At 65.9% G+C, this 25,752-nt stretch carries 18 protein-coding genes; 5 read left to right on the top strand and 13 right to left on the bottom strand.

Annotated elements, in window-relative coordinates; all coding sequences use genetic code 11:
* Nucleotides 1-382: hypothetical protein (locus tag FRC98_RS21885; protein WP_230467855.1), on the top strand; the 382-nt coding region annotated here is incomplete at its 5' end.
* 389 nt (nucleotides 383-771) lie between these two features.
* Here FRC98_RS21885 and FRC98_RS20325 read toward each other — a convergent pair.
* From FRC98_RS20325 to FRC98_RS20310, 4 genes are all read right to left on the bottom strand, one after another.
* Nucleotides 772-3,852: an efflux RND transporter permease subunit gene (locus FRC98_RS20325; RefSeq protein ID WP_146983416.1), complete on the bottom strand. Its 3,081-nt coding sequence runs from the start codon at nucleotides 3,850-3,852 to the stop codon at nucleotides 772-774.
* Between the two features lie 10 nt (nucleotides 3,853-3,862).
* Nucleotides 3,863-5,650: an efflux RND transporter periplasmic adaptor subunit gene (locus tag FRC98_RS20320; protein WP_230467854.1), complete on the bottom strand. Its 1,788-nt coding sequence runs from the start codon at nucleotides 5,648-5,650 to the stop codon at nucleotides 3,863-3,865.
* On the bottom strand, nucleotides 5,638-6,951 hold the full coding sequence (locus tag FRC98_RS20315; protein WP_146983415.1) for a TolC family protein: 1,314 nt from the start codon (nucleotides 6,949-6,951) through the stop codon (nucleotides 5,638-5,640). Before FRC98_RS20315 ends, FRC98_RS20320 begins: the two co-directional genes overlap by 13 nt.
* A 211-nt stretch (nucleotides 6,952-7,162) precedes the next feature.
* Complete coding sequence (locus FRC98_RS20310; RefSeq protein ID WP_146983414.1) at nucleotides 7,163-7,552, bottom strand: hypothetical protein; 390 nt, start codon at nucleotides 7,550-7,552, stop codon at nucleotides 7,163-7,165.
* Between the two features lie 365 nt (nucleotides 7,553-7,917).
* Between FRC98_RS20310 and FRC98_RS20305 the strand changes: the two genes are divergently transcribed.
* Nucleotides 7,918-8,649 (top strand): TetR/AcrR family transcriptional regulator, encoded by a 732-nt coding sequence (locus FRC98_RS20305; RefSeq protein WP_230467853.1) that lies wholly within the window; start codon nucleotides 7,918-7,920, stop codon nucleotides 8,647-8,649.
* Nucleotides 8,650-8,692: 43 nt separating this feature from the next.
* Here FRC98_RS20305 and FRC98_RS20300 read toward each other — a convergent pair whose 3' ends face one another.
* Both FRC98_RS20300 and lspA read right to left on the bottom strand, forming a co-directional pair.
* Complete coding sequence (locus FRC98_RS20300; protein ID WP_146983412.1) at nucleotides 8,693-10,111, bottom strand: cytochrome P450; 1,419 nt, start codon at nucleotides 10,109-10,111, stop codon at nucleotides 8,693-8,695.
* Between the two features lie 235 nt (nucleotides 10,112-10,346).
* On the bottom strand, nucleotides 10,347-10,919 hold the full coding sequence (lspA, locus tag FRC98_RS20295) for a signal peptidase II (protein WP_146983411.1): 573 nt from the start codon (nucleotides 10,917-10,919) through the stop codon (nucleotides 10,347-10,349).
* Between the two features lie 301 nt (nucleotides 10,920-11,220).
* Here lspA and FRC98_RS20290 point away from each other — a divergent pair, with 301 nt between their 5' ends.
* Nucleotides 11,221-12,015, top strand: coding sequence for a hypothetical protein (locus FRC98_RS20290; RefSeq protein WP_146983410.1), 795 nt, complete (start codon nucleotides 11,221-11,223; stop codon nucleotides 12,013-12,015).
* A gap of 389 nt (nucleotides 12,016-12,404) precedes the next feature.
* Here FRC98_RS20290 and FRC98_RS20285 read toward each other — a convergent pair whose 3' ends face one another.
* The 5 genes from FRC98_RS20285 to gap all read right to left on the bottom strand — a co-directional run bounded on the left by FRC98_RS20285 (nucleotide 12,405) and on the right by gap (nucleotide 21,032).
* The gene (locus tag FRC98_RS20285) at nucleotides 12,405-16,292 is read right to left on the bottom strand and encodes a hypothetical protein (RefSeq protein ID WP_146983409.1); all 3,888 of its coding nucleotides are present in this window, start codon (nucleotides 16,290-16,292) and stop codon (nucleotides 12,405-12,407) included.
* A 159-nt stretch (nucleotides 16,293-16,451) separates the two neighbouring features.
* The gene (locus FRC98_RS20280; protein WP_146983408.1) at nucleotides 16,452-17,192 is read right to left on the bottom strand and encodes a DUF4241 domain-containing protein; all 741 of its coding nucleotides are present in this window, start codon (nucleotides 17,190-17,192) and stop codon (nucleotides 16,452-16,454) included.
* A 184-nt stretch (nucleotides 17,193-17,376) separates the two neighbouring features.
* Entirely contained in the window at nucleotides 17,377-18,147 is a 771-nt protein-coding gene (tpiA, locus tag FRC98_RS20275) for a triose-phosphate isomerase (protein ID WP_146983407.1), read from the bottom strand.
* A 456-nt stretch (nucleotides 18,148-18,603) separates the two neighbouring features.
* On the bottom strand, nucleotides 18,604-19,836 hold the full coding sequence (locus FRC98_RS20270) for a phosphoglycerate kinase (RefSeq protein WP_146983406.1): 1,233 nt from the start codon (nucleotides 19,834-19,836) through the stop codon (nucleotides 18,604-18,606).
* A 188-nt stretch (nucleotides 19,837-20,024) separates the two neighbouring features.
* Complete coding sequence (gene gap, locus FRC98_RS20265) at nucleotides 20,025-21,032, bottom strand: type I glyceraldehyde-3-phosphate dehydrogenase (RefSeq protein ID WP_146983404.1); 1,008 nt, start codon at nucleotides 21,030-21,032, stop codon at nucleotides 20,025-20,027.
* A 411-nt stretch (nucleotides 21,033-21,443) separates the two neighbouring features.
* Between gap and FRC98_RS20260 the strand changes: the two genes are divergently transcribed.
* Entirely contained in the window at nucleotides 21,444-22,100 is a 657-nt protein-coding gene (locus FRC98_RS20260) for a putative DNA-mimic protein (RefSeq protein ID WP_146983403.1), read from the top strand.
* A gap of 68 nt (nucleotides 22,101-22,168) precedes the next feature.
* Here the strand turns inward: FRC98_RS20260 and FRC98_RS20255 are convergent, their stop codons facing one another.
* A complete protein-coding gene (locus FRC98_RS20255) occupies nucleotides 22,169-23,002 on the bottom strand; it encodes a M90 family metallopeptidase (RefSeq protein ID WP_146983401.1) in 834 nt (277 codons plus the stop codon).
* Nucleotides 23,003-23,254: 252 nt separating this feature from the next.
* Between FRC98_RS20255 and FRC98_RS20250 the strand changes: the two genes are divergently transcribed.
* Nucleotides 23,255-24,589 carry a hypothetical protein gene (locus FRC98_RS20250; RefSeq protein WP_146983399.1) on the top strand — a complete coding sequence of 445 codons (1,335 nt, stop codon included), beginning with the start codon at nucleotides 23,255-23,257 and terminating at the stop codon, nucleotides 24,587-24,589.
* Between the two features lie 95 nt (nucleotides 24,590-24,684).
* On the opposite strand, the gene speB is transcribed toward FRC98_RS20250, so the two are convergent.
* Nucleotides 24,685-25,578, bottom strand: coding sequence for an agmatinase (gene speB / locus FRC98_RS20245; protein ID WP_146983397.1), 894 nt, complete (start codon nucleotides 25,576-25,578; stop codon nucleotides 24,685-24,687).
* Nucleotides 25,579-25,752 lie beyond the last annotated feature (174 nt).

The following is a 25,752-nucleotide window of genomic DNA, read 5'->3' as shown; positions in this document are numbered from 1 at the left end:
GCCCTGGATGCGCTCGGATTTTTTATTTTGCGAAGAACGTTTCGTCGGCCCTGGATGCGCTCGGATTTTTTATTTTGCGAAGAACGTTTCGTCGGCCCTGGATGCGCTCGGATTTTTTATTTTGCGAAGAACGTTTCGTCGGCCCTGGATGCGCTCGGATTTTTTATTTTGCGAAGAACGTTTCGTCGGCCCTGGATGCGCTCGGATTTTTTATTTTGCGAAGAACGTTTCGTCGGCCCTGGATGCGCTCGGATTGTTTGGTTCGCGAGCTCCTCCCACCGCACTCACAAATCGACCGACGTCGCGAACCCCGGCGCTCCACAACCACCCAACCACCCAACCACCCAACCACCCAACCACCCAACCACCCAACCACAGCTAAGGGGTCTGAGTCGCGGATCTGGGTATCGAGAACAGGAGGTAGGGGGTCTGAGTCGCCGGACTCGGGTGCCGAGAACGAGAGCTAAGGGGGCTGAGTTGCGGATCTGGGTGTCGAGAACTGGAGCTAAGGGGCCTGAGTCGCCGGACTCGGGTGCCGAGAACCGGAGCTAAGGAGGCTGAGTTGCGGATCTGGGTATCGAGAACGGGAGGTAAGGGGGCCTGAGTCGCGGATCTGGGTATCGAGAACGGGAGCTAAGGGGTCTGAGTTGGGGAACTCGGGTGGTGAGTGCGTCAGCTAAGGGGTCTGAGTCGGGGAACTTATTAGCAAAAAACGCCAGCTCGGGGGTCCGAGCTGGCGTTTGTGGGTGCGGATATACTGGCGAGGGGGGCTTAGCTCGGTTTTGAGCGCGCGGACTGAAACACGAGATAAAGCACCGGCAGCACGATGAGCGTGGAGAGGGTGGAGGTGATCACCCCGCCGATGACCACGGTGGCCAGGGGGCGCTGCACCTCCGCGCCCACGCCCACGCTGAGCGCCATGGGAATGAAGCCAACCGCTGCGACAAGGCCCGTCATGATCACCGGGCGAAGGCGCACAAGCGCCGCCTGGCGCACCGCCTCCAGGGTCTCCAGACCTTGAGCGGTGTAGCGGCGAATGGTGGAGACGAGCACGATGTCGCCGAGCACGGCGATGCCCATCAGCGCCACAAATCCCACGGCCGCCGAGATGCTAAAGGGAAGCCCGCGCAACCAGAGCGCCAGCACCCCGCCCACCGCGGCGAAGGGCACGCCGCTGAAGACGCGCAGCGTGTCGCTGATACGTCCGTAGGTCAGGTAGAGGAGCGTGAGCACAAGCAGGAGCGTGAGGGGAATGAGCACCATCAGGCGCTTTTTAGCGCGCTCGTAGTTCTCAAACTGACCGCTGAATTCGACGTGGTAGCCGGGGGGGGCGTCGAAGTTTTTGGCGACGGCCTGGCGAGCGTCTTTGACGACGCTCATGACGTCCTCGGTCTGCAGTTCGGCCTGGATGAGCAGGCGGCGCTGGCCCCAGTCGCGGTTGAGCGCAGAGGCGGTGGGACGCACCGTGATGGTGGCCACGTCGCCCAGGCGCACCGGGCCGGTGGGCGAGTTGAGCAAAACATCTTCGAGAAGCTCGGGCTGCTCGCGCAGGCGCTCGTCGACGCGCAAGACCAGGGGCTGGCGCACCTCCCCCTCATAAAACTCGCCAAGGGGACGGCCGCCGATGAGCTCCACGGCTTTTAAGACCTCGCGGGCGCTCAGGCCGGCGCGGGCGGCACGTACGTGGTCGACCTCGATGTCGACGACGTGCTGCCCGAGGAGTTGTTCGGTGCTGAGGCTGGCGATGCCTTCGACGCCGGCCAGCACCGTCATCAGCTCCTGACCCTTGTCGCGCAGGGTCTCCAGGTCGCCGCCGAAGAGGCGGATGCCCAGCTCGCTGCGCAGCCCGGCGCTGAGCTCGTTGACGCGCAGCTCAATGGGCTGGGAGAGGGTCGTGCGCATGCCCGGGACGTTTTCGAAAAAGACGCGCAGCTCTTCGGTGAGCTCATCCTGGGTTTCTACGCGGGTCCACTGGTCGCGGGGGTGCAGGATCATAAAGACGTCGCTGACCTCCAGGCCCATCGGGTCGGTGGCGACCTCGCCAGTGCCGGTGCGGGTCCAGACGTGGCGGATCTCGTCGGGATATTTCTCCATCAGCCGTTGTTCGAGGCGCTCGCTGTAGCGCAGCGTCTCTTCGAGCGAGACGCCGGCCAGGCGCACGGTGTTGGCGGTGATGGCCATCTCGTCGAGACGCGGAATGAAACGCGCGCCCAGGGTGGTGGAGAGGGCGCCGGCGCCAATGATGCAGATCACGCCGAGCGCCACCACCGTCCAGCGGTGGTGGAGCGCGCGCTCAAGAATCGGGGCGTAGAGGCGCTTGAGTGCGCGCGCCAGCGCCGGCTCTTTGCGATGGCCGCCGCGGGTGAGCGCGTAGCTCGCGAGCACCGGCGTCAGCGTGAGCGAGAGGAGCATGGAGCCGGCCAGCGCGAAGATCATGGTGAGCGCCATCGGGCGAAAGAGCGCACCTTCAACCCCCTCCAACGCCAGGATCGGCAGGTAAACACTCGCAATAATCAACTCGCCGAAAAGCGTCGGGCGGCGAACTTCGGTGGCGGCGTCGCGGACGACTTCCAGGCGGTCGGCCCCTTCGGGGGCCTCCGAGAGGCGGCGCTCGGCGTTCTCGACCATGATGACCGAGCTGTCGACGATCAGGCCAAAGTCAATCGCACCCAGGCTCATCAGGCTTCCGGCGACGCCGAATTTGAGCATCAGGTTGAAGGCAAAGAGCATCGAAAGGGGGATGGCCAGCGCCACAATCAGGCCGGCGCGCAGGTTGCCCATGAGCATAAAGAGGATGGCGATGACCAGCAGGGCGCCTTCCAGAAGGTTGTTGCGCACCGTGTCGAGCACGTTGTCGATGAGCTCGGTGCGCTGGTAGACGACGCGCAGCTCGATGTCCTCGGGGAGGTCGGCCTGCACCTCCGAAAGACGCGTTTCGAGGGCTTCGGCCACCTCGCGGGTGTTTTCGCCGGGCAGCGCGAAGGCCAGGCCCATGACGTGTTCGCCCTGGCCAAAGGCGGTCATCGCGCCGCGGCGGATGGCGTGGCCACGCTGCACGTCTGCGACATCGCCCAGGCGCAGGATGTTGGCGCCGCTGCTATTGCTCGAACCGGTCGCGATGGGGAGGTTGGCGATGGCTTCGATGGAGCGGAGGCGTCCGCGACCGTGAACCACCATCGATTCAGAGGACTCGGTGATAAGGCCGCCGCCCACGCTCACGTGGTTGTCGCGCAGCACCTGCTCCACGTCGTCGAGGGTCAGCCCGCGGGCCTGGAGGGTGAGGGGGTCGACAATGACCTCGATCTGGGGCTCTTTGCCGCCCCAGGTGTTGACCTCGGCGACGCCCGGCACGCTCAAAAGTCGCGGGCGAACCCTGTATTCATGCAGCGTGCGCAGCTCCGCTAGCGAACGCCCAGGGCTTACCACCACATACTGAAAGACCTCGCCAAGGCCACTGGAAATCGGCCCCAGGGCGGGGCGCTCGACGTGGGCGGGGAGCTCGACGGCGGCGACGCGTTCGGCCACCAGCTGGCGGCTCTCCAAAAGGTCTGCGTCTTCGTTAAAGAGGGCCGTGACCTGCGAGAATCCAAAGCGCGAGGTGGAGCGCACGTGTACAAGCCCGGGCATGCCGCCGACGGCCTGCTCCAGGGGGCGCGTGACCTGGAGCTCGACTTCTTCGGCGGAGAGGCCGCCGGCGTTGGTGTTGACGCTGACAACGGCCGGGGCGGTCTCGGGGAAGGCGTCGAAGGGAAGATCGCGCAGCGCCAGCGACCCGAAGGCCACGGCGATGAGCGTGAGCAAGAGCACCACCGGGCGGTGGGTGAGGCAGAGGTCGATGAGTTTTTTCAGCATAGGCCGCTCCTTAGTGGGTGCAGCCCACGCCGATATCGTCGGCGCGAAGCTCCGTCAGTAGTACGAAGGCGCCGGTCGTGATCACCGGCTCCTCGGGGTTGAGTTCGCCGGCGACCCAGAGGGTGTCGCGCTCGGACGCCACGATGTCGACCTTGCGGGTCTGGTAAACACCCTGGCGCTCGCGCACAAAGACGATGCGCTGGTCGTTGAAGCGTTGTACGGCCTCGCGGGGGATGCGCAGCGCGCGTGTGGGTTGACCGGTCTCGATGGTGGCGCGGGCCAGCTGGCCGTCGCGCAGGGGAAGATCGGTGGGGTCGAGCTCCAGGCGCACGCGCAGGGTGCCGGTGGCCGGGTCGACGCGGCTGTCGATCTGGGCCACCTGGCCGGTGACCTCCATCTCGGGCGCCTGCTCGGGGCTCAAGCGCACGCGCTGGCCCAGCGCCAGCGCGCGGCTCTGCGCGGCGGGCACAAAGACCTCGGCCCACATCGCGCTCCGGTCGGCGATGGTCATCAGCGCCATCTCCGCCGACGCATAGCTCCCGGCGATGACGTCTCGCTCGACCACCTCCCCGTCGATTGGCGAGCGAAGGGTGATCTGGCCGCGGGCATCGACCGAACCGCTTAAGCGCAGCGCGGCCTCGGCGGTGCGCACACGCGCCCGGGCGCGCTCGGCCTCGCTCCTGGCGAGCTCCACGTCGCGCTGGCCGTTGATGCCCTGCTCGCGCAGAGACTGCTGGCGCTCCAGATGCGACTCGGCGGTGCGCAGCGCCTGGCGTGCGGCCACGAGCTCGGCCTGCTGGTCGCTGGCCTGGGCGCTCTCCACCTTGATGAGGGCCTGGCCGGCATCCACACGCTCGCCAGGCTGCACGAGAATCTCGCGCACGATGCCCGGCTGAAGCGTGCGCACCTCGGCGACGCGGTCGGCGTTAAAGGTAAAGGTCGCCGGGGCGCTCAGGCCTTCGCTGCGTTGGCTGGCGAGCGCCGGGGCGGTGATGAGCCCGGCCAGGTCTTCGTGGTCGGCGGTGTGCAGGACCACGCCGGCGGTGGGAGGGGCGACCGGGTTGCAGTAGGGGCAGGCCGACTCAGGGAAGCCGTGCTCCGCGCACCAGTCCCCCTCGGCCTGAAAACCCTCGGCCAGCTCGGGGTTGCATTTGGTGCATTTGGACTCGGGGATGTTATGCCCGGCGCACCAGTCCCCGGGTTGGGCCGTGGCGAGGTGGGCGCCGCTTTGCGCGCCGCCGCCGTGGCCGTGGTCGTGGCCGGCGCTCGTGGTGGAAGGCGGAGCGATGGGGTTGCATTGGGGACATGCCGACTCGGGAAACCCGTGCGCCTCACACCAGTCGCCCTCGGCTTTGAACTTTTCGATGAGTTCGGGATTGCATTTGGTGCACATGGACTCGGGGATGTCGTGTCCGCCGCACCAGTCGTGGGGGTCGCCGACGCGGGTCTCGCCAGCGGACGCGTTGCTACCGGGCGGGGCGATGGGGTTGCATTGGGGACATGCCGACTCAGGAAACCCGTGTTCGGCGCACCAGTCGCCCTCGGCTTTGAATTTTTCGATGAGCTCGGGGTTGCATTTGGTGCACATGGACTCGGGGATGTCGTGTCCGCCGCACCAGTCGTGGGGATCGGCTGTCCGAGGGTTGGCCGCGGCTTCGCCATGATCGTGCGATTCGTGGGCGTGTTCCGTGGACTCGGACGTTTCGGAGTTTTTGGAAGTTTCAGAAGTTTCCGAAGACTCACAGCCGCCCGAAATCAGCAGCGCAGTGACCATGATCAAAAAAATCAGCGTTCGCATATAACCTCCTCGGCGCCGGGGGCGTCGGGATGATGAAAGTTTAGAAGTTCGAGGGCCTCGGTGGTGGCCGAGAGCAGGTCGGCCACGAGCGCGGCCTGGGCGTCTTCGGCCTCGCTGAGCTCACGCTCCAGGGTGAGGATTTCGTTTAAGGGCAGCGCACCGGCTTCGTAGGCGGCCAGGTAGCGCTCGCGCATGGCGAGGTGGCGGGGGAGGAGCTCGTCTTCCCAGTGCCGGTGGTGTTCGCGGAGCCTGGCGAGCAGGTCGGCGGTGGCCCGGGTGCGCGCTTCGGCGCGGGCCTGTTCGGCCTGCGCCAGGGTTTCGGCGCGTTCGGCCGCGGCCTGGAGCGCGTCGCTTAAGGCGCGGCGCTCGGCGCCGGAGCCAAAGGCAAAGCCCAGGCCCAGGTGGGCGGCCAGCGCCTCGCTGCCTTCGCGCTCGGCGCCCAGGTTGAGGTTGAGGGAGGGCCAGCGCTCGGCGCGTTGCGCGCGGGCCTGGGCGCGCAGGGCCTCAGCGCGGGCTCGAAGCTCGGCGGCGCGGGGGGAGATGGTCTCCGAGCGCTGAAGCGCTTCTTGCACACGCTCAAGTTCAGCGGCAGTGGGGAGAGTGGCGCGAGCCACAGCTTCAGTGTTCGCGCCATCTTCCGGGATTGTTTCGAGTCCGAGCACCGTGGCCAGACGGCGCTCCAGTCGGCCCTGGCGAGCGCGCTGGCGAGCGACCTCTGCAGCTTCGCGCTCATATCTTAAGGCGGCCAGCTCGGCCTCCAACGCACCGGACTCTCCTGACTCGGCGCGGGCGGCGGCCACCTCACTTAAGCGGCGGCTGAGCTCCAGGCGTTTTTCGGCCAGCGCCAGCCGGGCCGCCCGGGTGGCAGCCTCCCGGTAGAGCATCAGCGCGCCCCGGATGGCACCCAGATCAGCAAGCTCGGCCTGGCGCTCGCTGAGCGCGAGGTTGGCTTCGCCTTCTTCGATGCGCCGGGCGCGGTCTCCAGGTCGACCCAGGGGAAGACCCACCTCCACGCCAATATCGGCCTGGGGGCTCTCTGCGCTGCCGGGCAAAAAACGCGGTCCGGCGCTCACGCCCAGCTCCACGCCTTCGCTCAAGAGGCGTTCGCCGGCGCGCAGCTCTCCGCGGGCGGCCTCGGTGTCGAGGGACGCTTCGTGAAAGGTCGGCGCGGTGCAGCGCGCATAGTCGATGACCGAGCTCAGTCGGAGCTCGGGGGGCGATTCTGCCCGGGCTGCCTGCGGCCAGGTGGCCGCCGAGGCAACGAGGGCGCACGCGGCAAAGACCGCGAGTCGTCGATGCATGATGCTCTCTCCCGAAGGTGGTCCGGTCGCCTGACGCCGCGCGCCCACATCCGAAGATGTCGCGCCCGACGGCGGCTCGGCATGGGCGCCTGCCCGTGGTCTGCGCAAAGGCGCACTGACCCTGACAGGCACGCTCAAGCGCGCACCGAATCACCTGGTTTTCGATCCATTTAATACGTTCGAAGTTCGCCAGAATGGCGAAAACCTACGCTCAGATGAGCGCACGGGGAGGCTTAAAGAGCCTCATGCGGTGGCCCTCCCCATCGCGGGAGAGGGTGATCACCTCCTCGATGAGGGCCGGCACGCGCTGAAGCCGAAAGCTCCAGGCGGTCGTGCCCACCATATGGCCGCAGCAACCGCAATAATCGCAGTCGGCGGCGCATTGCCCGCTCTCCAGCTCTCCCGGACAGCAGGCTTCATGCTCGACGTGCTCTGGCCGCTCGATGACATCCTGATCGTCATCGGCGTGATCTTCCGAAGCGCCACGATCGAGCTCGCCCGTCTCCGACGAAAGCTGCATCGAAGGCGGCACACACGCGCTCACCTCCGAGGGCGCTGCCATCACAAGCGCGCAGAGAAGCGTCAGGCAGAATGCTGCCATCAACTTCCACGCGATCCTCGCGTACGCAGGTTGTGAGTTGGCCTCGATCATCGTCTGTCGCTTCGGTGCGTTATCGCAAAAAGAGCAGGTCTTACACTCGGGAGCATCATAAGGAGCTGTCCGGCGCGCGGCAACCCCGGGCTCAAAACGTCGCCGGCGGCCCTTCTATGCCCGCCATGCTACGCCCCTCAGGGTCGACCGGGGCTCGGAGCTCATCTCGCTACCCCGGGAACACCATCCGACCGAGGGCGGGTCAAACCACCCCTGACTTGCGAATCCTTACCTTGCGGTTAGGATACGCCCCGACCCACCCAGATCTGTTCCGAAGCTGTCACTTGACCGGTGGGTTAACCCTGTGTGAACCCTTGAAGAATCGCCTCTCACCTCCCCTCAGCGAGCGCCCCACCGTGCCCACCCGTCGACTTCCCGCTGCCGAGCGCAAGCAACAGATCTTGATGAGCGCCATCCGCGTCTTTGCCCGCTCGACCTACCACGGCGCCACCACCAAGGGCATCGCCGAGGAGGCCGGCGTGACCGAGGCGCTGCTCTACCGCTACTACAGCAGCAAACGCGATCTCTTCATCGACGCCATCGACCACACCTCCGGCAAACTCGCCAGGGGGCTGGAGCACGCGCTGGCCGAACATTACGAGCACCCCGTCGAGGCCATCGTCAGCTGCATGGAGTTTTACGCGCGTCTGCTGCAAAGCTCCGAAGACCTCGCGCGCATGATCTTTCTGGTACTCGCCGAGCTCGACGAGCCGGATGTGCGCGCGGTCTACCTGCCTTATCAGGAAAAGGTCGTCGGGCTGCTCACCGAGAACATCACCCGCTGGCAGGACGCCGGCATCGTCGACCCGCGCATCAACGCCTTTGATACCGCCTGGCTCTTCTACGGCACCTACATGATCCTGGCGCTGGCGCGCCAATCCCACGGCCGCGTGCGCGTCAGCCCCCGCCACGCTGTGGGGCTTATGCGCCCCTTTTTGAGCGAGGATGGGGAGCGACGCCTCGATGAGCTCAGCCAGACCCGGCCGCAGCTTCGCGCGTTGGTCGAGCGTTCCGACGCCAAAGAGACCACGGATTCACCCGCATAAATAGAGGTCGATGTTCGACCCCGGGTCGTTTCAGCGCAGTCGGTTAACGCGCCTGCAACCGCATCGGAATCTCCTCCTTCACACCCAGCGTGATCGTTACGTTGGGCTCGGCCGGGGCGTCGCCGGCGTAGCGCAGCTTAAAGCGCCTGGCGAGCGTGGCGAGCACGAGCTGGGCCTCCATCATCGCAAAACTTTTGCCGATGCACTGACGCGGACCGCCCAGAAAGGGGTAATACGCAAAGCGGGGGCGCTCGGCTTTGGGGTCGCGAAAACGCTCCGGATCAAAGGTCTCGGGCGACTCCCAGAAGTCGGGGTGGCGGTGGGTGACGTAGGGGCTGACGATCACAAAGGTGTCGGCGGGCACCTCATAACCGCCGATCACGTCGTCTTCGACCGAGGTGCGCGCGAGCATGGGCACCGGCGGGTAGAGGCGCATTGACTCCTCGATGACCATGCGCGTCCACTCCAGGCGCGGCAGGTCGGCCAGGGTGGGGCGGCGGCCGCCTTCTAAGACCTCATCGAGCTCGGCGTGCAGGGCTTTTTCGGCCTCGGGATGCTGCGAGAGCATATAAAAGGTCCACATCAGCGCGGTGGCCGTGGTCTCAAAGCCCGCTAAAAAGATCGTCATCACCTCATCGCGAAGCTGGGCGTCGGACATGCCCTCGCCAGTCTCTTCATCGCGGGCCTCCATCAGCATCGTCAGCAGATCTTCCCGACTCTCTCCCCCTCGCCGCTCGGCGATGATGCCCTCGACCACCTCATCGAGCCCGGCAATCGCGCGGTTAACCCGCATATTGCCCGGGGTGGGCACGCTCAGCGGAATCGACCAGGGCACGCGAATCCGCCGCGTGACCTCTTCGAGCACAAACTGCAGCCGGGCGTTGACCTGCGCGCTATGGCTGGAGAGCTCGGTGCTCAGCAGCGTAAACCCGACGATATCGAGTGTGATGCGGGTCATCTCCTCGCTTAAGCGCAGCACCGCGCCCTCCTCCGCGCTCAGCCGCGCTTCCCACTCCCGCGCGCTCTTTTCGGCCACGTCGACCATCGTCTCGGCAAAGCCGTGGATGCGCTTTTTATGAAAGGAGGGCTGGGCGATGCGCCGCTGCCGAAGCCAGAAATCCCCCTCGCTGGTCACAAGGCCATTGCCCAGGAGCTGGCGCATCGCGCGGTAGCCGCGGGTGGTTTTTATGAAATTGCGGTTGTTGCGGATGAGCACGTAATTGAGGTCATCGGGGTGCGCGATAAAAAGCGCCTGCTTGTTCAGCAGCCGAAATCGCACCCGGTCGCCATACTGCGCCCGGCTCTCAAAGAGCGTGGCGAGCATATCGGCTTTGAAGGCCGGCACATTGCCCAGAATCAACGAGCCCGGCGGCTGCGGGATGGCGTCGAAGGGTTTTGGGGCGTCTTCGGTAGCATCAGGGGTGGGGCTGGCGTCGGAGGTCGCGGCGGGGGGCTGCGTCATGGCGTCGGAGCTCACGTAATGGGGCAGATGCGGGACCGGGTCAGTATGCCAGCGGGGTTTCAGGTGCGAAAGATGCGCGCCGGGTACTCTCATTCTGGCAAACGAACGCCGGGAGGAAGTGTTCTCCCCGGGCCACTCCTACGCACACTGCTGGCATCAACCGTTGAAAAAAAAACGCCCCGGGATTCCGGGGCGTTTTTTCATTTAGAAGAAAGCGATGAGCATCAGGCACCGGCTAGGTTTGCAGCTCGGTGCGCGGGTCCTCGCCACTGTCCTCCGCCGCTGGCGAGCCGTCTTCATCGGGGGATCTGGCGTCATCGGGCGCCCAGGTGTCCCGGGAGATGAGCATCATCGCCGCGCCGACCATGATCCAGACGTCGGCCACGTTGAAAATCCCGGTGCGCAGCGTGCCGATGCCCAGGTTGAGAAAATCGGTGACGCCGCCGTCGAAGAGCACGCGGTCGATCACGTTGCCGATACCCCCGCCGATGACCAGGCCGGCGGCCACCACCGAGAATTTCGAGAGGGAGGGGGTGCGCATGATCCACACCAGAAAGGCGATGAGCGCGATGCTGACCACGCCCACAAAGATCGCGGTGCGCAGGGCGGCGGGCATCTCGGAGCCCATGCCTAAAAAGGCGCCGTGGTTCTCGATGAGCACCAGGCGAAAGGTATCGCCGAGATAGGAGAGGCGTCCGGCGCCTTCCAGCTGTTCGCGGGCGACGATCTTGGTGGCCTGATCGCAGCCCACGCTCGTGATGATGATCAGCGCGAGGAGCGCGGCGTTGCTGAGGCGGAGTTTTTTCATCGGTGGTGTCCGGCTGGTTGACAGGAGTCCGCACAATTACCCGGCGGCGGCCGATTCTATTCCGCGCGGAGGTGCACTCTCAGCGATAGCACCCGCACGGCTTGAACCGAAAGCGCCAACGCTTTAAAGTCCCCGCATTCGTAAAAAGCACCACCCCGTTCGTCCCCGCCATCCAAGGCCGTAGGGGGGACTCCACGTCGATTTTCGGCGCGTCGTTGTATGCAGCGCATGCAGCTTTTGCTGCTTAAGCTGCTTAAGCTGCTTATGCGGCGACGCCCCGACCCGAACACGGAGCTGCACCATGCAGGAGACCAAATTCGATCAGGTCATGCTCGCCAGATTGCTGCGCGCGCGCGACGCCATCGCCCCGCTTAACTTCAACCACCCGGTGGCCCAGACCAGCAAAGAGCTCTGCCTGGATCTGCTGGAAGAGGCCCACTTGAGCTTCACCGAGCATGTGGAGGAGGCCCTGGAGGAGGGCGGCCAGGCCCAGCGCGCCGCCGCCGAGCTCGACCGCGCCGAGGCGGCCGCCGAGGCCAGCTACATGAGCCTCTATGACATGTGCCAGGCCCGCTACTACAGCCTCAAGAGCAGCGCCTCGCCACGGCTCGAGGAGTTCACCGAGGCCATGGAGAGCGCGTTTGGCGGGGTGACCCCGGGACGTTTTGTGGGACTGGGGCTCGACGCGGCCGCCGCGCGTCTGCGCCGGGTGGTGGAGTTCTGCACCCGCGAGTTCGTGCACGACCCGCGCGTCGACGCGGCGCGCCAGACGCTGAGCGTGCTCTTGACCTGCCGCCAGATCGCCGACGCCGAGAAGGCCGAGGCCACCACCACCATGAGCGAGCTGCAGGCCGCCCGCGCCGAGGTCCGCCGAGCCTACGGCTCGGCGCGCCATCTCCTGGAGGCCTCCCTGCGACTGGTCGGCCTGGAAGACGATCTCAACCAGCTGCTCGCGCCCCTCTACACCATCTACCGCCCCCAGCGCGCCTCGGCCGGCGTCACCATCACCATCGACCCGGCCGAGCCCACCCCTCCCGGGCCCGGCGACGTGGAAGACGCCCACGTCGCGGAGCGCGATGAGGTGCCGGCGAGCTGATCGGGCTCGGTGATGGAATCGCGAAACGTTGAAAACCCCGCGCGGCGAGAGGCTGCGCGGGGTTTTTTGATGATGACATCAGGTTGTTTCGATCGCGGAGCAGGGAGGCGTGGGTTCGCCCGACCCTCTTCGACGCGACGAACACCCCCCGAAGCCCTTAACCCACCCTTCGTCACGTCGACGTCGCGCTCAAATTACCCATAAGGGGGTATTCGTCGCGTCGACGAAGGGGTCCTTAAGGGCGTAAGCGCCCTTTCGTCACGTCGACGAAGGGCTCGAATTACCCATAAGGGGGTATTCTGTGAAGTGACGAACCCCCTCTTAAGGCGTTCAGAGGGGGTTCGTCACGTCATGCTCGGGGTTGGAGAAGGGCGCCCTGATCGAAAAGATCAGCCGTGGCCGCTGCGGACAAACCACTCGGCGAGCTCGCTCTGCGCGCGGATGCGCAGCTTGGGGGGCTGGTCGGGGTGGTAGTTGAGGTCGAGGCCGGGGAGCTGTTCGATCTCGTCGAAGGCGAGCAGGCGCAGCTCGTCGTCGGGGCTGTTCATGGCGTCGACCAGCCAGCGCCAGCGGGGGGTCTCGTGGGCGTCGAACCACCAGCGGCGCCACTCCGAGGGGGAGGGCCCCAGGGGTTGCAGGGTGATCTCGCGCAGGGCGCGGTGGATGGTCAGCTGCACGCGGCCGCCGTGCTCACCCAGGGCGTCGACGAGCTGGGGGATGGCCTTGAGATCGCGCATCAGGCGGATGTTCTCGGCGGCCTGCTCCACGCGGAATTCTTCGCTCTTCTGGGCGAGCTCGTGGCGCAGGGGCAGGATGACCAGGGCCTCGAAGTCGCCGTGATTGCGGTAGCCCATCAGGATGGTGCGGGCGAGCTGGCGGGTCTGCTGGTCGCGGTCAAAGAGGCGGCCCAGGAGCTCGTGGAGGAGGCCGTCGGCCGGGAGCTCGGTGAGCAGGAAGGTGGCGTAGAAGCGCAGCTCCAGGCTGGGGTTGTCGATGAAGCGGCGCACGACCTTGAGCGAGGGGCGGCCCAGGCGCACCAGGGCGTCGAGCACCGGGCCGTGCTCGCGCACCGGCGGCAGCGTCTGGGCGGTGTACTGGTAGCGGTCGACAAAAATGCGGCCGGGGAAGAGCTCTTCGAGGCTGGCGATCACGGAGTCGCCGGCGGTGGCGACGTGCTCGGCGGCGGCAAAGGCCAGGTCGTGGTCGCGGGCGTCGAGCATCTCCAGGCTCTCGCTCAGGTCGACGGCGACCGGGCCGGAGTCCAGGATCTCTTCGAGCGCCTCGACCGGCACGGTGCGGGGGTTGGCCAGGGCGTCGCTCTCCATATGCTCCAACAACTCGCCAAAGCTGCGGGTGCGGCCGGCCGGGTTGATCTGCATGGTGGCGCGGGAGGAGGAGCCGCCGATCTGGGCGCTGCTCTCGGAGCGGGCGCCCTGCTCGAGCTCGTCGAGCCAGCGATCGGCGCGGGGCTCGGAGCGCTCCTCGCGCATCGGTTCGCTGATCTCGCTGATCGCGTTGGGGCCCACCTGCACATAACGCACCTCGCCGACGCCCATAAAGGTGTGGCCGGTGGCGGAGGCGCCGAGCTCGGTGACTTCGGGCTCTTCGTTGGGGGTGGGCTGGCCGGGGCTGGCGTCGCGGTCGCGTCGGCGAGGACGGCGGAAGATCTGGGCGCGCGGGACGCCGGAGGCGTCGGCGGGGATGTTCAGCCCGCGGGTCGCGCCGCGGATGCCGCGTCCGGCGTCGGCGGCCGGGTTGGAGTTTTTGCCGGCGTCGGCGGGGGCCGAATCGTCGGCCGGAGCGCCTTTGATGGGGTGCAACTCGGCGGTGGGGGCGGGCGGCGCGGGCGGGATCTCGTCGCGCTCCTCGCCAGTTTCGGCGGGCTGCGCTTCGACGGGAACATCTTCAGCGGGCGCGACTTCGGCGGGCTCGGGTTGGGCGTCGGGCTCGGCCGCTTCGAGGGGCGCGGGGGCCGCGGCGATATTCGAGGCCTCTTCGGGGGCTTCGTCGACCGGCTCCAGCACGGCGGCCGGGGGGGCGCCGGCGTCGTCCGCATCGTCGGCATCGCTGGCGCGCATCGCAGGGATGGCGCTCTCGGAGACCTCGTTGAGGATGTCGCTCCAGCCCTTATCGACCTCGTCGTCGGGGTGTTCGTCGCTCGCGTCGGCCTGGCGTTGTTCGGCGTCGGCGACCATGGCCTCCGAGACGTTGGTGGCGTCGGCGGCGCTGTGGGCGGGGTCGCTGGCCTGGGAGGAGAGCTCGTCGGCGGAGAGGGCGGGCATACCAAAGGAGGTCGCGCCCACCTCGGCGTAGGGGGCCGGGGTGTCGTCGGCGCTCTCGTGGGCGACCGACGATGGCGAGTAGATCTCGGTATGCGAGGCCCCCATTCCGCCCTCGTCGTCCTCGGCGACCGAAGACGCCGCCTCAAAGGGGCGCGGGGCCTCACTGGCCGAAGAGCTCAGCTCGCCAGAGAAGGCCGCCGGCGAGAAGTCGGCGGTGATCTCAAGCGGATCTTTTGGCGCGATGCTGGCTTCGGAGGGGTCGGGGAAGGGGGGCAGCTCCACCAGCTCGTCGGTCAGCGGCGCTTCATAGGACTCGGAGATGGCGCCTTCGCCGTCGAGGATCGCCGCGGCCGGCGCCTCCACAGGCTCCGAGCTGTCCGAGGGGTCGGAGATTTCAAAGACATCGGACGCTTCGGAGACTTCAGATGCTTCGGAAACTTCGGATGCTTCAGATGCTTCAGAGATCTCGGACGGTTCCGAGACTTCGGATACTTCGGAAACTTCAGAGACTTCGGAGACGGCGGTGGGGTCGCTCGCTTCGGCTGTTTCAGATACATCGGCGACGTCCGAGGGTTCGGCGCTTTCCGAAGGTGCGGCTACGTCCGAGGGCTCCGAGACCGCTGAAGGTTCGGCGCTGGCGAGGGGCTCAGAGGGCTCGGAGGTGTCTAAAGGATCAGAATCTTCGCTGATGCCAAAGGCCTCGGAGATGGCGCCGATGACCTCGGGTTCGGGGACGTGGCTGCGGATCTCGGGGAACTCCGAGGGCTCGGAGGGCTCCTCGGAGGCATGGCTGATGTCGATGATCTCCCAGCGGTGGCGGCCGCGCTGACGGCTGGCGATGGTCATCTCGATGAGGGAGTCTTCGAAGCCCAGGCCGAGCTGAATGCGGGGGGCGGGGAGCTGCGGGATGCGCTCGGCCGGTGGCGGAAGCGTGCCGGCTTTGGCGCGGCGGATGAGCTCTTCGAGCTGGCGGCCGACAAGGGCGGCGGCGTCGACGAGCTCATCGAGGGCGAAGGTCTCTGAGACCTCATCGAGGCGGACGGCGGCTCGGGGGTCGGTCGGAGCGCCGAGGAGCGCCATGGCCGCGCGGCCGCCGATGCGCACCGGGATCATCGCCAGCAGCGGGGGGGCTTCGACCTGCAGCGCTTCAAAAAGCGGGGTGAGCCCGAGCTCGGCGGCGCTGCCGGTGAGCAGCGCCTCGCGATCCTGGCGGGCGCTATCGAGCGTGGTGGCCGCCTTGCGCTCGCGCAGGGCGTCGACGCGCTCAAAATGTTCGTCGAGCGCCGGCCAGTCTTCTTGAAAATAGGGCTGCACCCCGGCCTTGCTCAGCACCACGATCAGCCGGCGAGTGAGGCGGCCGGCGGCCAGCCCCAGGAGGGCTTTGAGCAGGGTGTCGCGGTCGAAGCAGTTCTCAAAAAAGGCCCGGCGGTCGGCGTCTTCCCAGGTGTTGACCTGCAGGCCGGTGGAGCTTTTGAGAAGTTCGTAGAGCTCGGGGCGCTCGCCGGCGGTGGCGTAGCCCATGGTGACGGGGTGTTCGCGCAGGTAGGAGGTGGCGAACTCGGGAAGCTCGTCGCCCAGGAAGACATGGCGGGCCTGCAGAAAACGCAGGCGCGGCCAGATGTACTGACGAAGCGGAAGCCCCAGGGTCTCTTCGAGGATCTGGCGAGCCATGGCGTTGAGGGGCTCGATCACGAGCACGTCGACGCGCTCGCCAGTGCGGCGGCGCACCGGCAAAACCTCGTACTGGCGGATGGCCTCGGGGCCGAGCGCGCTCAGAAGGTCGCGCTCGACAAAAAGCCCCTCGGTGTAGCCGGCCGGCGGCAGGTCGAAGGTCAGCGAAAGCGCTTCGAGGAGCTCATCTTCCTTGAGGTTGGCGCGCGTTAAGAGGGCGCTCGAAGCATGAGCTCCGAATGTCGCACGCAGGGTGTCTCGGAGCTCGGGCTCAACCTTGCCTTCGTCGACCAGCTGGTCGATCACCTTATCCTGGTGTCCCAAATTCAACCCCTTGATTGCGCCCGCGACAGCAGAGCTTTCAGCGCGATGCCGTTCATGGGTGCCATCCTATGCGGGCTTGCCGAGGGGGGCAAGCGGGGCAAGCACCCAAATTGCGCTCTCCGGGGTGGTTCTAAGACGCCTTAAGGCGGGATCGGGGGGTTACTCGAACTCGTCGAAGGAGGTCGCCGCGGGCAGGGGAAAGGAGGGAAAGCGCAGGTCGAGCACCTGAAAATCGGTCACGACGCTGACGACTTGCCCCTCATCGCCCAGGCCCACGTAGGTGGGGTAGTGGCCGGGACCAAAGCCGGTGTCGAAGGCGATGAGGTTGAGGCCCTCGGGCATCGGGAGCTTCAAGTCGCGGCGCAGATCCAGGGTGCCGTAGCCTGCGCCGGCGCGGCGGCGTTTGCGAAGACGCGCGAGCAGCAAGCGCTCAAAGTCGTTGTCTTCGGGCATCACGATCTGGTGGTAGTCGATGAGCGCGCCGGCGGTGGTGGCGTCCATAAAGCAGCCGAGCGAGGAGTCGACGGGGTAGCCCGGATCTTCATCGATGATGTCGAGCAGGGAGGGGCGCGGGGCGTCGGGCTGGTCGGAGTTGGCCGCCGGCAGGCTCATCTCGGCCGGTTCCCAGCGGCGCACCGGGCCCTCGCCGACGCGCACCACGGCGTAGGCGTTGCGGCGCTCATCGCGAAGCTCCGCGACCAGCAGATGCACCGGGTACTGGCCTGGATCCAGGCTGAGCGCGAAGGGCTCGGTGTCGAGCGCGTGCAGCGGGTCGCAGGCGATGAGCTGGCCCGTGGGCAGGTTGATCGACCCGACCGAGCGGCGATGAACGACGATGTCGAAGCCCAGCCCGTCGATGATGGTGCCGTCTTCGAAGTCGCGAAAGGCGTGAAAGCGCATGGGTTTGCCATCGGTAAAAGGGCACGCCGGAAACGAGCGAGGCGCGCCGCTCCCGGGCGGAGGGCGGCTCGGTCCGGGATGCCAGATCAAAACGACTCGCGAAGGGGCGATTATTTCGATCGCAGGAGGCTTAAAATGCGCGAAACGACGCGCAATTAAGCCCTTCTGGCAGCAATGCGCGGGCTCAGCCGGCGGTGCTCTTCTGGACGGCGATCTGGCAGAGCTCGAGAAAACTCTCAGCTTTGAGGCTCGCGCCGCCGACCAGGCCGCCGTCGATGTCGGGCTGGGAGAGGAGCTCGGCGAAGTTGGAGGGTTTGACGCTGCCGCCGTAGAGGATGGGCATGGCCTGGGCGGTCTCGCGATCGAAACGATCTTCGAGGACTTCGCGCAAGAAGGCGTGCACTTCCTGGGCCTGCTCCGGGGAGGCGGTCTTGCCGGTGCCGATGGCCCAGATGGGCTCGTAGGCCAGGATGACGCGGCGCGCCTCATCGGCGCTGAGTCCGGCGAGTGCGGCGCGGACCTGGAACTCGACCTTGTCGCGGGTGCGGCCGGCTTCGCGCTCGTCGAGGGACTCGCCGAAACAGACGATGGGGTGGAGGCTCTGGGCGAGCAGCGAGCGGGTCTTGCGGTTGACGCCCTCATCGTCTTCGCCGAAGTACTGCCGGCGCTCGCTATGCCCCAGAATCGCATACCGCACGCCGAGCTCGCGCAGCATCGGGGCGGCCAACTCGCCGGTGTAGGCGCCGGACTCGGCCCAGTGAGCGTTCTGGCTGGCGAGGAGCACCGGGGAGGAGGCCAGAGCCTCACCCAGCGCGGAGATGTGCAGGGCGACCGGGGCGACGATGGCGGTGACCCCCCGGGTAGGAGCTCCCTCGGCGATGGCGCGGCCCAGGGTGAGGGCGTCGGCCTGCGAGAGGTTCATCTTCCAGTTTCCAGCGACGATGGGCGTGCGCATCGGGAGCTCCGGGTGGGTGGCCGGGGCGCGCTTTTGAGGGGCGCTCCGGGGGGGTTGAGGTCAGCGTTTGCGCCGGCGTTTCGAGTTACCCCGTGGGTGCGTTACGTACGTGCGAGGTGCTCGGGCCAACGGGCCTTCCGGCAAAGGAGGACAGGGCGCAAGCGTTGCGGCAGGGTGACCTCCACACTCTTGCATGAGGCGATCGCCCCGTTCAAGAGCACACTTCCACCCCGGCCATGGTGGGTTTTGAAAAAAGATGGTCCCGATCGAAGTTCGGTCGAGTTTTTGATCGGGATGCTGCGTGCAAATGCTTGATTTGATTGAGGAATTGCCCGCGTGACGGGAGTTCGTCACGCGGGCAACCTTTTGCGACACCTTGATGTTGCGACGGCTTATGTCGGTTGGAACGAAGGCGTCGAGGGCACGAGAGGTGTCAGCATCATCGACGCCTTTGAATCAATCGATGGGGTAGTTCGCCCGCAGCGCGTCGATGCCCGGCAGAGACTTGCCTTCCAGAAGCTCCAGGCTGGCGCCGCCGCCGGTGGAGACATGGTCGATGGACTCGGCCAGCCCCGCCTTCTCGATCGCCGCCAGCGAATCGCCACCGCCGACCACGGTGTAACCTTCCGCGTCGGCCATCGCGCGGGCCACGGAGAAGGTGCCTTCGGCGAAGGCGGGTTTTTCAAACACACCCATCGGGCCGTTCCAGAAGATGGTGGAGGCGCGGGCGATGGCGCGGCCATACTCCTCGGCGGTGCGCGGGCCGATGTCCAGGCCCATGGTGCCGCCGGGCACGATGTTATCGTCGGTGATGGTGGCCTCGGTGGCCTCAAAGCTCGGGGCGACGCGGTGGTCGACCGGAAGGCGCAGCTTCACGCCCTGGGCTTTGGCGCGGTTGAGGATCGAGGTGGCCTGGTCGATGAAGTCGCGCTCGACCAACGATTCACCCACGCCCACGCCCTGGGCGGCCAGGAAGGTGTAGGCCATCGCCCCGCCGATGAGGATCTCGTCGACCTTGTCGAGCAGGCTCATCAAGACGCCGAGCTTGTCGCTGACCTTGGCGCCGCCGACCACCGCCACAAAGGGCTTTTCGGGACGCTGGAGAAGTCGGCCCAGCCCCTGCAACTCCGCGCGCATCAGGAGGCCGGCGGCCTTATGGTTGCGATCGAAGAATTTGTTGATCGTATACACCGAGGCGTGCGCGCGGTGCGCGGCGCCGAAGGCGTCGTTGACATAAAAGTCCGCCAGCTCCGCCAGCTCCCTGGCGAAGGCGTCGTCGCCGGACTCCTCGCCGGGCTCAAAACGCAGGTTTTCGAGCAGCATCACCTGATGGCGAGGCTTCAAGTCGGCGATCAGTTCGGCAACATCCGGGCCGACCACCGCCTCGGGGAAGACCACCTCCACATCGTAGAGGAGCGTGTCGGTGTCGAGGAGCTGGGCCAGGCGCGCGGCCACCGGCTCCATGGTGTACTTCGGGTTGACCTTGCCTTTGGGGCGGCCCAGGTGGCTGCATAAGATCACCTTCGCGCCGGCCTCCAGGCAATGCACGATCGTGGGCAGCGCAGCGCGAATGCGCGTGTCATCGGCGACCTCCCCGTCTTTGAGCGGGGTGTTAAAATCAACGCGGATGAGCACGCGTTTTTCGTTGAGGTCGAGCTCGTCGACGAATTTGATGCCGGTGGTGTCCATCAGGCTTTTGGGCTCCGCAGCGTCGGGCGCAAGCGCCCCACAGGTTCAGTCGTTCAGATCAGCGGTCATTTGAGTGAGTGCGGGAGACGCTCCCGCGCCGGAAGCGTCCCCCGCACCCGACCCACCCCGGAGCATCGCTAAAAAAGTCGGTGCTAAAGGGTGGGTGTTTTGCGTTTTAAATCAGAGGTTTACGCGGTCTTTTTGGCAATAAATTTCGCCACATCGACCATGCGGTTGGAGAAGCCCCACTCGTTGTCGTACCAGGAGATGACTTTGATGAAGTCATCGCCGAGCGCCATCGTGGAGAGGCCGTCGACGATCGAGGAGTTGGGGTTGCCGATGTAGTCCGAGGAGACCAGCGGCTCGTCGGAGAAGCCCAGGATGCCCTTGAGCGGGCCTTCGGCCGCTTCGCGCAGCGCCTTGTTGACCGAGTCGACGTCGGCTTTTTTGCCGAGACGCACGGTCAGGTCGATGCAGGAGACGTTGGGCGTGGGCACGCGGATGGCCATGCCGTCGAGCTTGCCCTTGAGCTGGGGGAGGACCTTGGTCACGGCGATGGCCGCACCGGTGGTGGTGGGGATCATGTTGACGGCCGCCGCCCGCGCGCGACGGAAGTCGGAGGGGTGGGGGGTGTCCAGGATCACCTGGTCGTTGGTGTAGGAGTGCACCGTGGTCATCAGGCCCAGCTCAATGCCGAAGACTTCGTCGAGGACCTTGGCCACCGGCGCAAGGCAGTTGGTGGTGCAGCTGGCGACGTCGACGATCTTCATGTCGTCGTTGAAGTCGTCGTTGTTCACGCCCATGCAGAGCGAGAGGTCGACGCCTTTGCCCGGGGCCGAGATCAGCACGCGCTTGGCGCCGGCGTCCAGGTGCTTGGCGGCCTGCTCGCGCTTGCGGAAGACGCCGGTGCTCTCAATGACCATATCGACGCCCAGCTCGCCCCAGGGGAGCTCGGCCGGGTCGCGCAGCGAGGTGACCTTGAGCAGCTTGCCGTCGATGCGGATGCCGCCTTCGACCGCTTCGACTTTGCCCGGGTAGGTGCCGTGCACCGAGTCGTATTTGAAGAGGATGGCCAGCTGTTCGGGGCTGGTCAGGTCGTTGACGGCGACCAGTTCCACATCCGGGTCGGCCAGCGCAATTCGCCCCACACAACGTCCAATGCGTCCAAAACCATTAATCGCGATCTTCGTCGTCATAGCATCTCCATTCGGGGTCAAGAGGTCGTCGTTTTAAAGGCGCCTGGCCGGCGCGTCTGTGGGTGTTTCTCTAACACTCGCGCGCCCAATGCAAGGCCCGGCTTCGGCCGGCGAGTGCGGTCGGGCGCAATCAACGTTGGAGCCGGTAGCTTAGGCACCGGTTGGCTTGAAACAAGGTACGCAGCGGGGGGCGCCCGCAGGCCGGGGCGTTTTGCGTGAAGGAATGCGCGGCGGTGCTGGTGGGCTTCCTGATCAGGAGCCGTCAGCCAGTCCGAGATCGTTGTTAAGTTAGGTTGCGATCTTAGAGGGGTTGGGCTAGGAGGTGCGCATATTTTCCAGTGGGAGCCGCAGCGCGTGCCTTCGACGAGGGGTCGGGCAAACCGGTGTGTCTGTGGTGATATGGAGGTCGCAATGGGGCTGGCAATTGGTGTGGGAGCGCTGGTGCTCTTTGAGCAAGACAATCCGGCGGCGGCGCAGGCGATGCGCGAAGATCTGGCATATATCAACACGGTGTTGGAGGCCGAGGGGCTTCCCACGCATCAGGAGCCCGAGGCCTTTGAGGGGATCGAGGGGGGGCGACCACGTCCGCGCTCGTCGCTGAACTCCTTTCCTTACTCCTGGCTGCATTACCTGCGGCGTTTCGGGGCGCATATCATGCGCGATCCGCGCTGGGTGCCCTACCCGGTGGAGCCGGGCGAAGATCCGGCCGATGACCGGGTGTTGCGCCAGCTCTACCGCCAGCTGCGCTCGCACCTGCTCTGCCACTCCGACAGCGAGGGGTATTATCTGCCGATCGACTTCCACGAGATCTACTTCGATCCGAAGCATAAGATCCGCGGCGGGGCGCTGGGCTCATCGTACCGGTTGCGCGAGGAGCTTTTGCTGCTGACCGACGCGCTGGAGATCGAGGTCGACGCCGACGGCAACCTCGACGAGGACTATGTCACGGAGTTGGCCGCGCAACGCCCCACCGGTGCGCCTTATGCGATTGAGCGTCTGGTGTGGCTTGCGCTCTATGAGGCGGCGCGTCTGAGCATTGAGCATAAGACGGCGATCACCTTTTATTGATCACGACTTTTCGGGCGATCGCGTCGACGTTGATATGCCCCGAAAAACGAGCGCAGTGAGTCTGGCGCTTAGAAAAAATCCAGGGGATCGCCCGGCCCAAAGAGGGGGCGGCCGACCTCCTCGGGCTCGGTGTGAGGGTCGTCGACGGGAGGATCGTGGGACTCGCAGCTGCAGGGGATGATATGCGGGTCGAGGCGATAAAAACGCCCGAGCTCCTCATAAAGATCGGGGGCTTCTTCGAGGAGAAGATCCGGCAGCTCGAAGAAGGCTTCGGTGGCCACGGCAAAAAACTCCGCCTCATCTTCGGCGCCATAAAGATCGAGGAAAGCCTGCTCGGGGTGTTGGCGCAGCGCGTCAAAATAATGCTGGAAGACGCGCGCCCAGGGCTCATAATCTTCCCCGCTGTGCAGAAGGGGCGTGCCGTCGAAGTAGCCGCTGGAGACGTCGAGCACGTGGGCCAGCTCGTGGAGGATGGGGTTGTAGCCGCTGCAGGGGTAGGCCAGGCCCTCCTGGCAGGCCGGCCAGCTCAGCACGACGGTGCCAAAGGGGTGGGCTTCTCCGTGGATCGGTCCGCCGAAGGCGTCGTCGGGGCGCACAAAGTCTTCGCCGTAGATCACGAACTCGCTTAAGCGCTCAAAGGCGTCCAGGGGCAGGGCGCGGGCTATGCGCGCGCCCTGGATGGCGATGGTCAGCCGAATGGACTCATCGAGCTCAAAGCCGCCTGCGCCGACCCAGTGTTTTTGTTTCATGAGGATCTTCAGGTGCGATTCCAGCCCCTCGCGCTCCAGGGTGTTGAGCTCATTGAGAAAGGGCAGCGCGTCGGCCAGGGCCTGCTCCCAGCTCTGCGGGAGAGGTTCTTTGAGCAGGGCGTTTCGCCGAAAGCGTTTGAAGAGACCAAACATCAGGATCCCTGGTGAGCGGAGGGCAGATCGAGGATGGCGCCGGAGTTATAGCGCGGCGGGAGGCTTCATGCGAAGCTGCGCGGGCGCCACTAAAGATGGTCGCAGCCTGGGACAACGCCAGCGCGCCGGCTTGAAAAGTCGCCCCTGGCGAGGCTAACACCATAGGCAGTGTGTGGATGATGGATCGTTAAAGCGCGAAAAGGTTGCGACTTTTCGCCGAATCGAAAGGTGCAGGCTGTGAATGTGAAGAGGATGTTCTGGAAGATCGCCGGGGTGTGGCTGGCCGCGCTGTGTGTGCTCGTTGCGGGGGCGGGAGTTGCTGCCGCTCAGGAGCAGGCGCCGCTGCGGCTGGGGTATATCAATACCGCCGGCGATAGCGGTGAGCGTTCTTATGAGAGCATCGAAGATGCCCTGGAGGAGAGCACCCAGATTGAGCTCCTCGATGAGGGAGATGTGCTGGATCAGGCCCGGGCGATGGGACTTGAGCTTGCGACCTTTCGGCAGAGCGCGCTTCGGGAAGAGAACCGCGCGGAGTTCGCCCGGCTGATGTCGGAGGGGAACATCGAGGGGCTGCTCATTCACGATGTCTTCGGCGGGGGCAACACCCTGCAGGTGGTGGTGCTGGGGCCGCAGGGCGAAGAGCTCGCCGATGTGCGTTACAACATCCGCCGCGGGCGCATCGACCAGGAGGGGGTGATGCAGGTGCTGCGGGAGGTCTTCTCGGCGCTTGTGCCCGAGGTGCTGGCCTACCGCGAGGCGCAGGAGCTGGAGCGTCAGCGCCGGCTTGAGGAAGAAGAGGCCGCCCGCGCGCAGACCGACGCCGAGGTCGAGCCGCTCGATGACGAAGACGACCTGCGGGCGGCGGCCGTCGCCCGGCATCGCCAGCAGTACGGCAACCTTGCGCCGCACTTAAAGGTGCGCGCCGGGCTTGTGGTGGGGCAGCGGATGATGCGCCAGAATACCAATGAAGCCTTTGAGATCAACCACAACACGCCGCTTTTAGGAGGGGGAGCGCGCGTGGACGCGATGGTGGCGATCTTTGATGGAGGTCGGGCGGCGCTGGAGGTCGGGGGGCATTTTGATATCGCGCCCTATACCTCGCAGTTTGCCGACGAGCCGCTGGCCGGGCAGTACATGCGCGGGGGCGGGCAGGTGCGTTATGTGCGCGGGCTGGGGCCTTCGCTGAAAGGTCGCGGGATTGTGGGGGCGGAGTTCTTGAACGCGACGCTCGCGCCCAACGCCCTCTACACCGGCCACAGCTATCTTGCGGCCCAACTCGGGGTGGGGCTGGGCTATGCGTTCGGGGAGCTTGCGGAGCTGAATCTGGCTGCGCTCTTTACGCCGGTGATCAGCGGCACGAACTCGGCCGGGGCGTACGGGGAGGGCAGCTTTGCGCCCAGCGCCTCGGCGCAGGTGGGGCTTGTGGTGCGCACCTTTGAGCCCTTCTTGATCGGGGTGGATTACACCTACCAGCTGCACCTGCGCGAGTTCCCGGAGCCTGTGATCGTGGAGGCGCCGGTGAGCAGCCGCGACCAGTTTCATACGGTGCTGATCTCGGTGGGTTACCGCTTTGATTTTGGCGGCTAAGTTTTGGATGCAGCAAAAATCAAACGAGGCGCTCACCCGCATGGTGAGCGCCTCGTCGATGGGTCGATTTGAATGTCTGTGAGACTCTTTGAGCCTTAAGACTGGGTGGCGATCATGAACTCGCGGATCATCTTGGCGGCCAGCGCCGAGGTGATGCCGGCGTGGTCCAGGGGCGGGCTGGTCTCGACCAGATCGAAGCCCACGAGGTTCTCAAACGTGGGGAGGAAGCGGGCGATGGCCAGGGCCTGGTGGCTGCTCAAACCGCCGGGCTCCGGGGTGCCGGTGCCGGGGGCGTAGGCCGGGTCGACCGCGTCGATGTCGAAGGTGCAGTAGACGGGGCGGTCGCCCCAGAGCGCGCGCAACTTCTCAAGCTCCGCGATGAGCTCGGAGGTCGACTCGGTGAGGATCTGCGGGATGTGCTGGTGGGCGAACTCGGCCTCTTCGGCCGGGCCGCTGCGCACGCCGATCTGTGCGAGGCGAGGGGGCTGATCGGTGGGGCTCATGCCCAGCGCGTTCCAGCACAGGCGCAGGGCGGTAGCGTGGCTGAGCTCCTGATCGGCGTAGGTGTGTCGAAGATCAAAATGAGCGTCGACGTGCAGGATCACCGCGTCGGGAAAATGCTTTGCGATGGCGCGCACGATGCCGGCGCTCACCAGGTGTTCGCCGCCCATGGCCACCGGGCGTTTGCCGGCTTTGAGGATGTGGTCGACGGCCTCTTCGATGATGTCGAGGCAGGCCGCCGGGTTGCCGAAGGGAAGCTCCAGGTCGCCGGCGTCGAAGAAGGTGTCTTCGGCCAGGGCGCGGCGTTGCTCGACGGAGTATTCTTCGAGGTTGTCGGCGAAGTAGCGGATCTCGCGCGGCCCCAGACGCGTGCCGGCTCGAAAGCAGCAGGTGAAGTCCATGGGGATGCCAAAGAGGATGTTGGGGGCGGCCTCAAAGCCGGGCGCCGAGCCCAGAAATTGTCCGTAGGGTTTGTCGACAAAGGTCATCGCAGGCTCCGGGCGCCGCAAAGAGCGCGTCTTGGGGGGCGAAAGGGGGTCGATGAGGGGGATATGAGCCGGTGGCAAAAGCGGGCAAATCCACCGGGCAGCGTGTAGCCGAAAAGCGCGCGGGGGGCAATCGGTGCGCGCAGATGAGGCTTGACCTGAGGGGGGGAGGATTTA

The organism is Lujinxingia vulgaris (assembly GCF_007997015.1).
GTDB lineage: Bacteria > Myxococcota_A > Bradymonadia > Bradymonadales > Bradymonadaceae > Lujinxingia > Lujinxingia vulgaris.
Note: the sequence above shows the minus strand (reverse complement) of the source record. Positions and strands in the feature narration are given on the sequence as shown.

Bases quoted from the DNA above. Each gene is read 5' to 3' on its own strand.
- FRC98_RS20325 (WP_146983416.1), bottom strand. From the start codon at position 3,852: ATGCTGAAAAAACTCATCGACCTCTGCCTCACCCACCGCCCGGTGGTG.
- FRC98_RS20250 (WP_146983399.1), top strand. From the start codon at position 23,255: ATGTTCTGGAAGATCGCCGGGGTGTGGCTGGCCGCGCTGTGTGTGCTC.
- FRC98_RS20280 (WP_146983408.1), bottom strand. From the start codon at position 17,192: ATGCGCTTTCACGCCTTTCGCGACTTCGAAGACGGCACCATCATCGAC.
- FRC98_RS20270 (WP_146983406.1), bottom strand. From the start codon at position 19,836: ATGGACACCACCGGCATCAAATTCGTCGACGAGCTCGACCTCAACGAA.
- FRC98_RS20310 (WP_146983414.1), bottom strand. From the start codon at position 7,552: ATGGCAGCATTCTGCCTGACGCTTCTCTGCGCGCTTGTGATGGCAGCG.
- FRC98_RS20290 (WP_146983410.1), top strand. From the start codon at position 11,221: ATGCAGGAGACCAAATTCGATCAGGTCATGCTCGCCAGATTGCTGCGC.
- gap (WP_146983404.1), bottom strand. From the start codon at position 21,032: ATGACGACGAAGATCGCGATTAATGGTTTTGGACGCATTGGACGTTGT.
- FRC98_RS20300 (WP_146983412.1), bottom strand. From the start codon at position 10,111: ATGACGCAGCCCCCCGCCGCGACCTCCGACGCCAGCCCCACCCCTGAT.
- speB (WP_146983397.1), bottom strand. From the start codon at position 25,578: ATGACCTTTGTCGACAAACCCTACGGACAATTTCTGGGCTCGGCGCCC.
- lspA (WP_146983411.1), bottom strand. From the start codon at position 10,919: ATGAAAAAACTCCGCCTCAGCAACGCCGCGCTCCTCGCGCTGATCATC.
- FRC98_RS20320 (WP_230467854.1), bottom strand. From the start codon at position 5,650: ATGCGAACGCTGATTTTTTTGATCATGGTCACTGCGCTGCTGATTTCG.
- FRC98_RS20255 (WP_146983401.1), bottom strand. From the start codon at position 23,002: ATGTTTGGTCTCTTCAAACGCTTTCGGCGAAACGCCCTGCTCAAAGAA.
- tpiA (WP_146983407.1), bottom strand. From the start codon at position 18,147: ATGCGCACGCCCATCGTCGCTGGAAACTGGAAGATGAACCTCTCGCAG.
- FRC98_RS20260 (WP_146983403.1), top strand. From the start codon at position 21,444: ATGGGGCTGGCAATTGGTGTGGGAGCGCTGGTGCTCTTTGAGCAAGAC.
- FRC98_RS20315 (WP_146983415.1), bottom strand. From the start codon at position 6,951: ATGCATCGACGACTCGCGGTCTTTGCCGCGTGCGCCCTCGTTGCCTCG.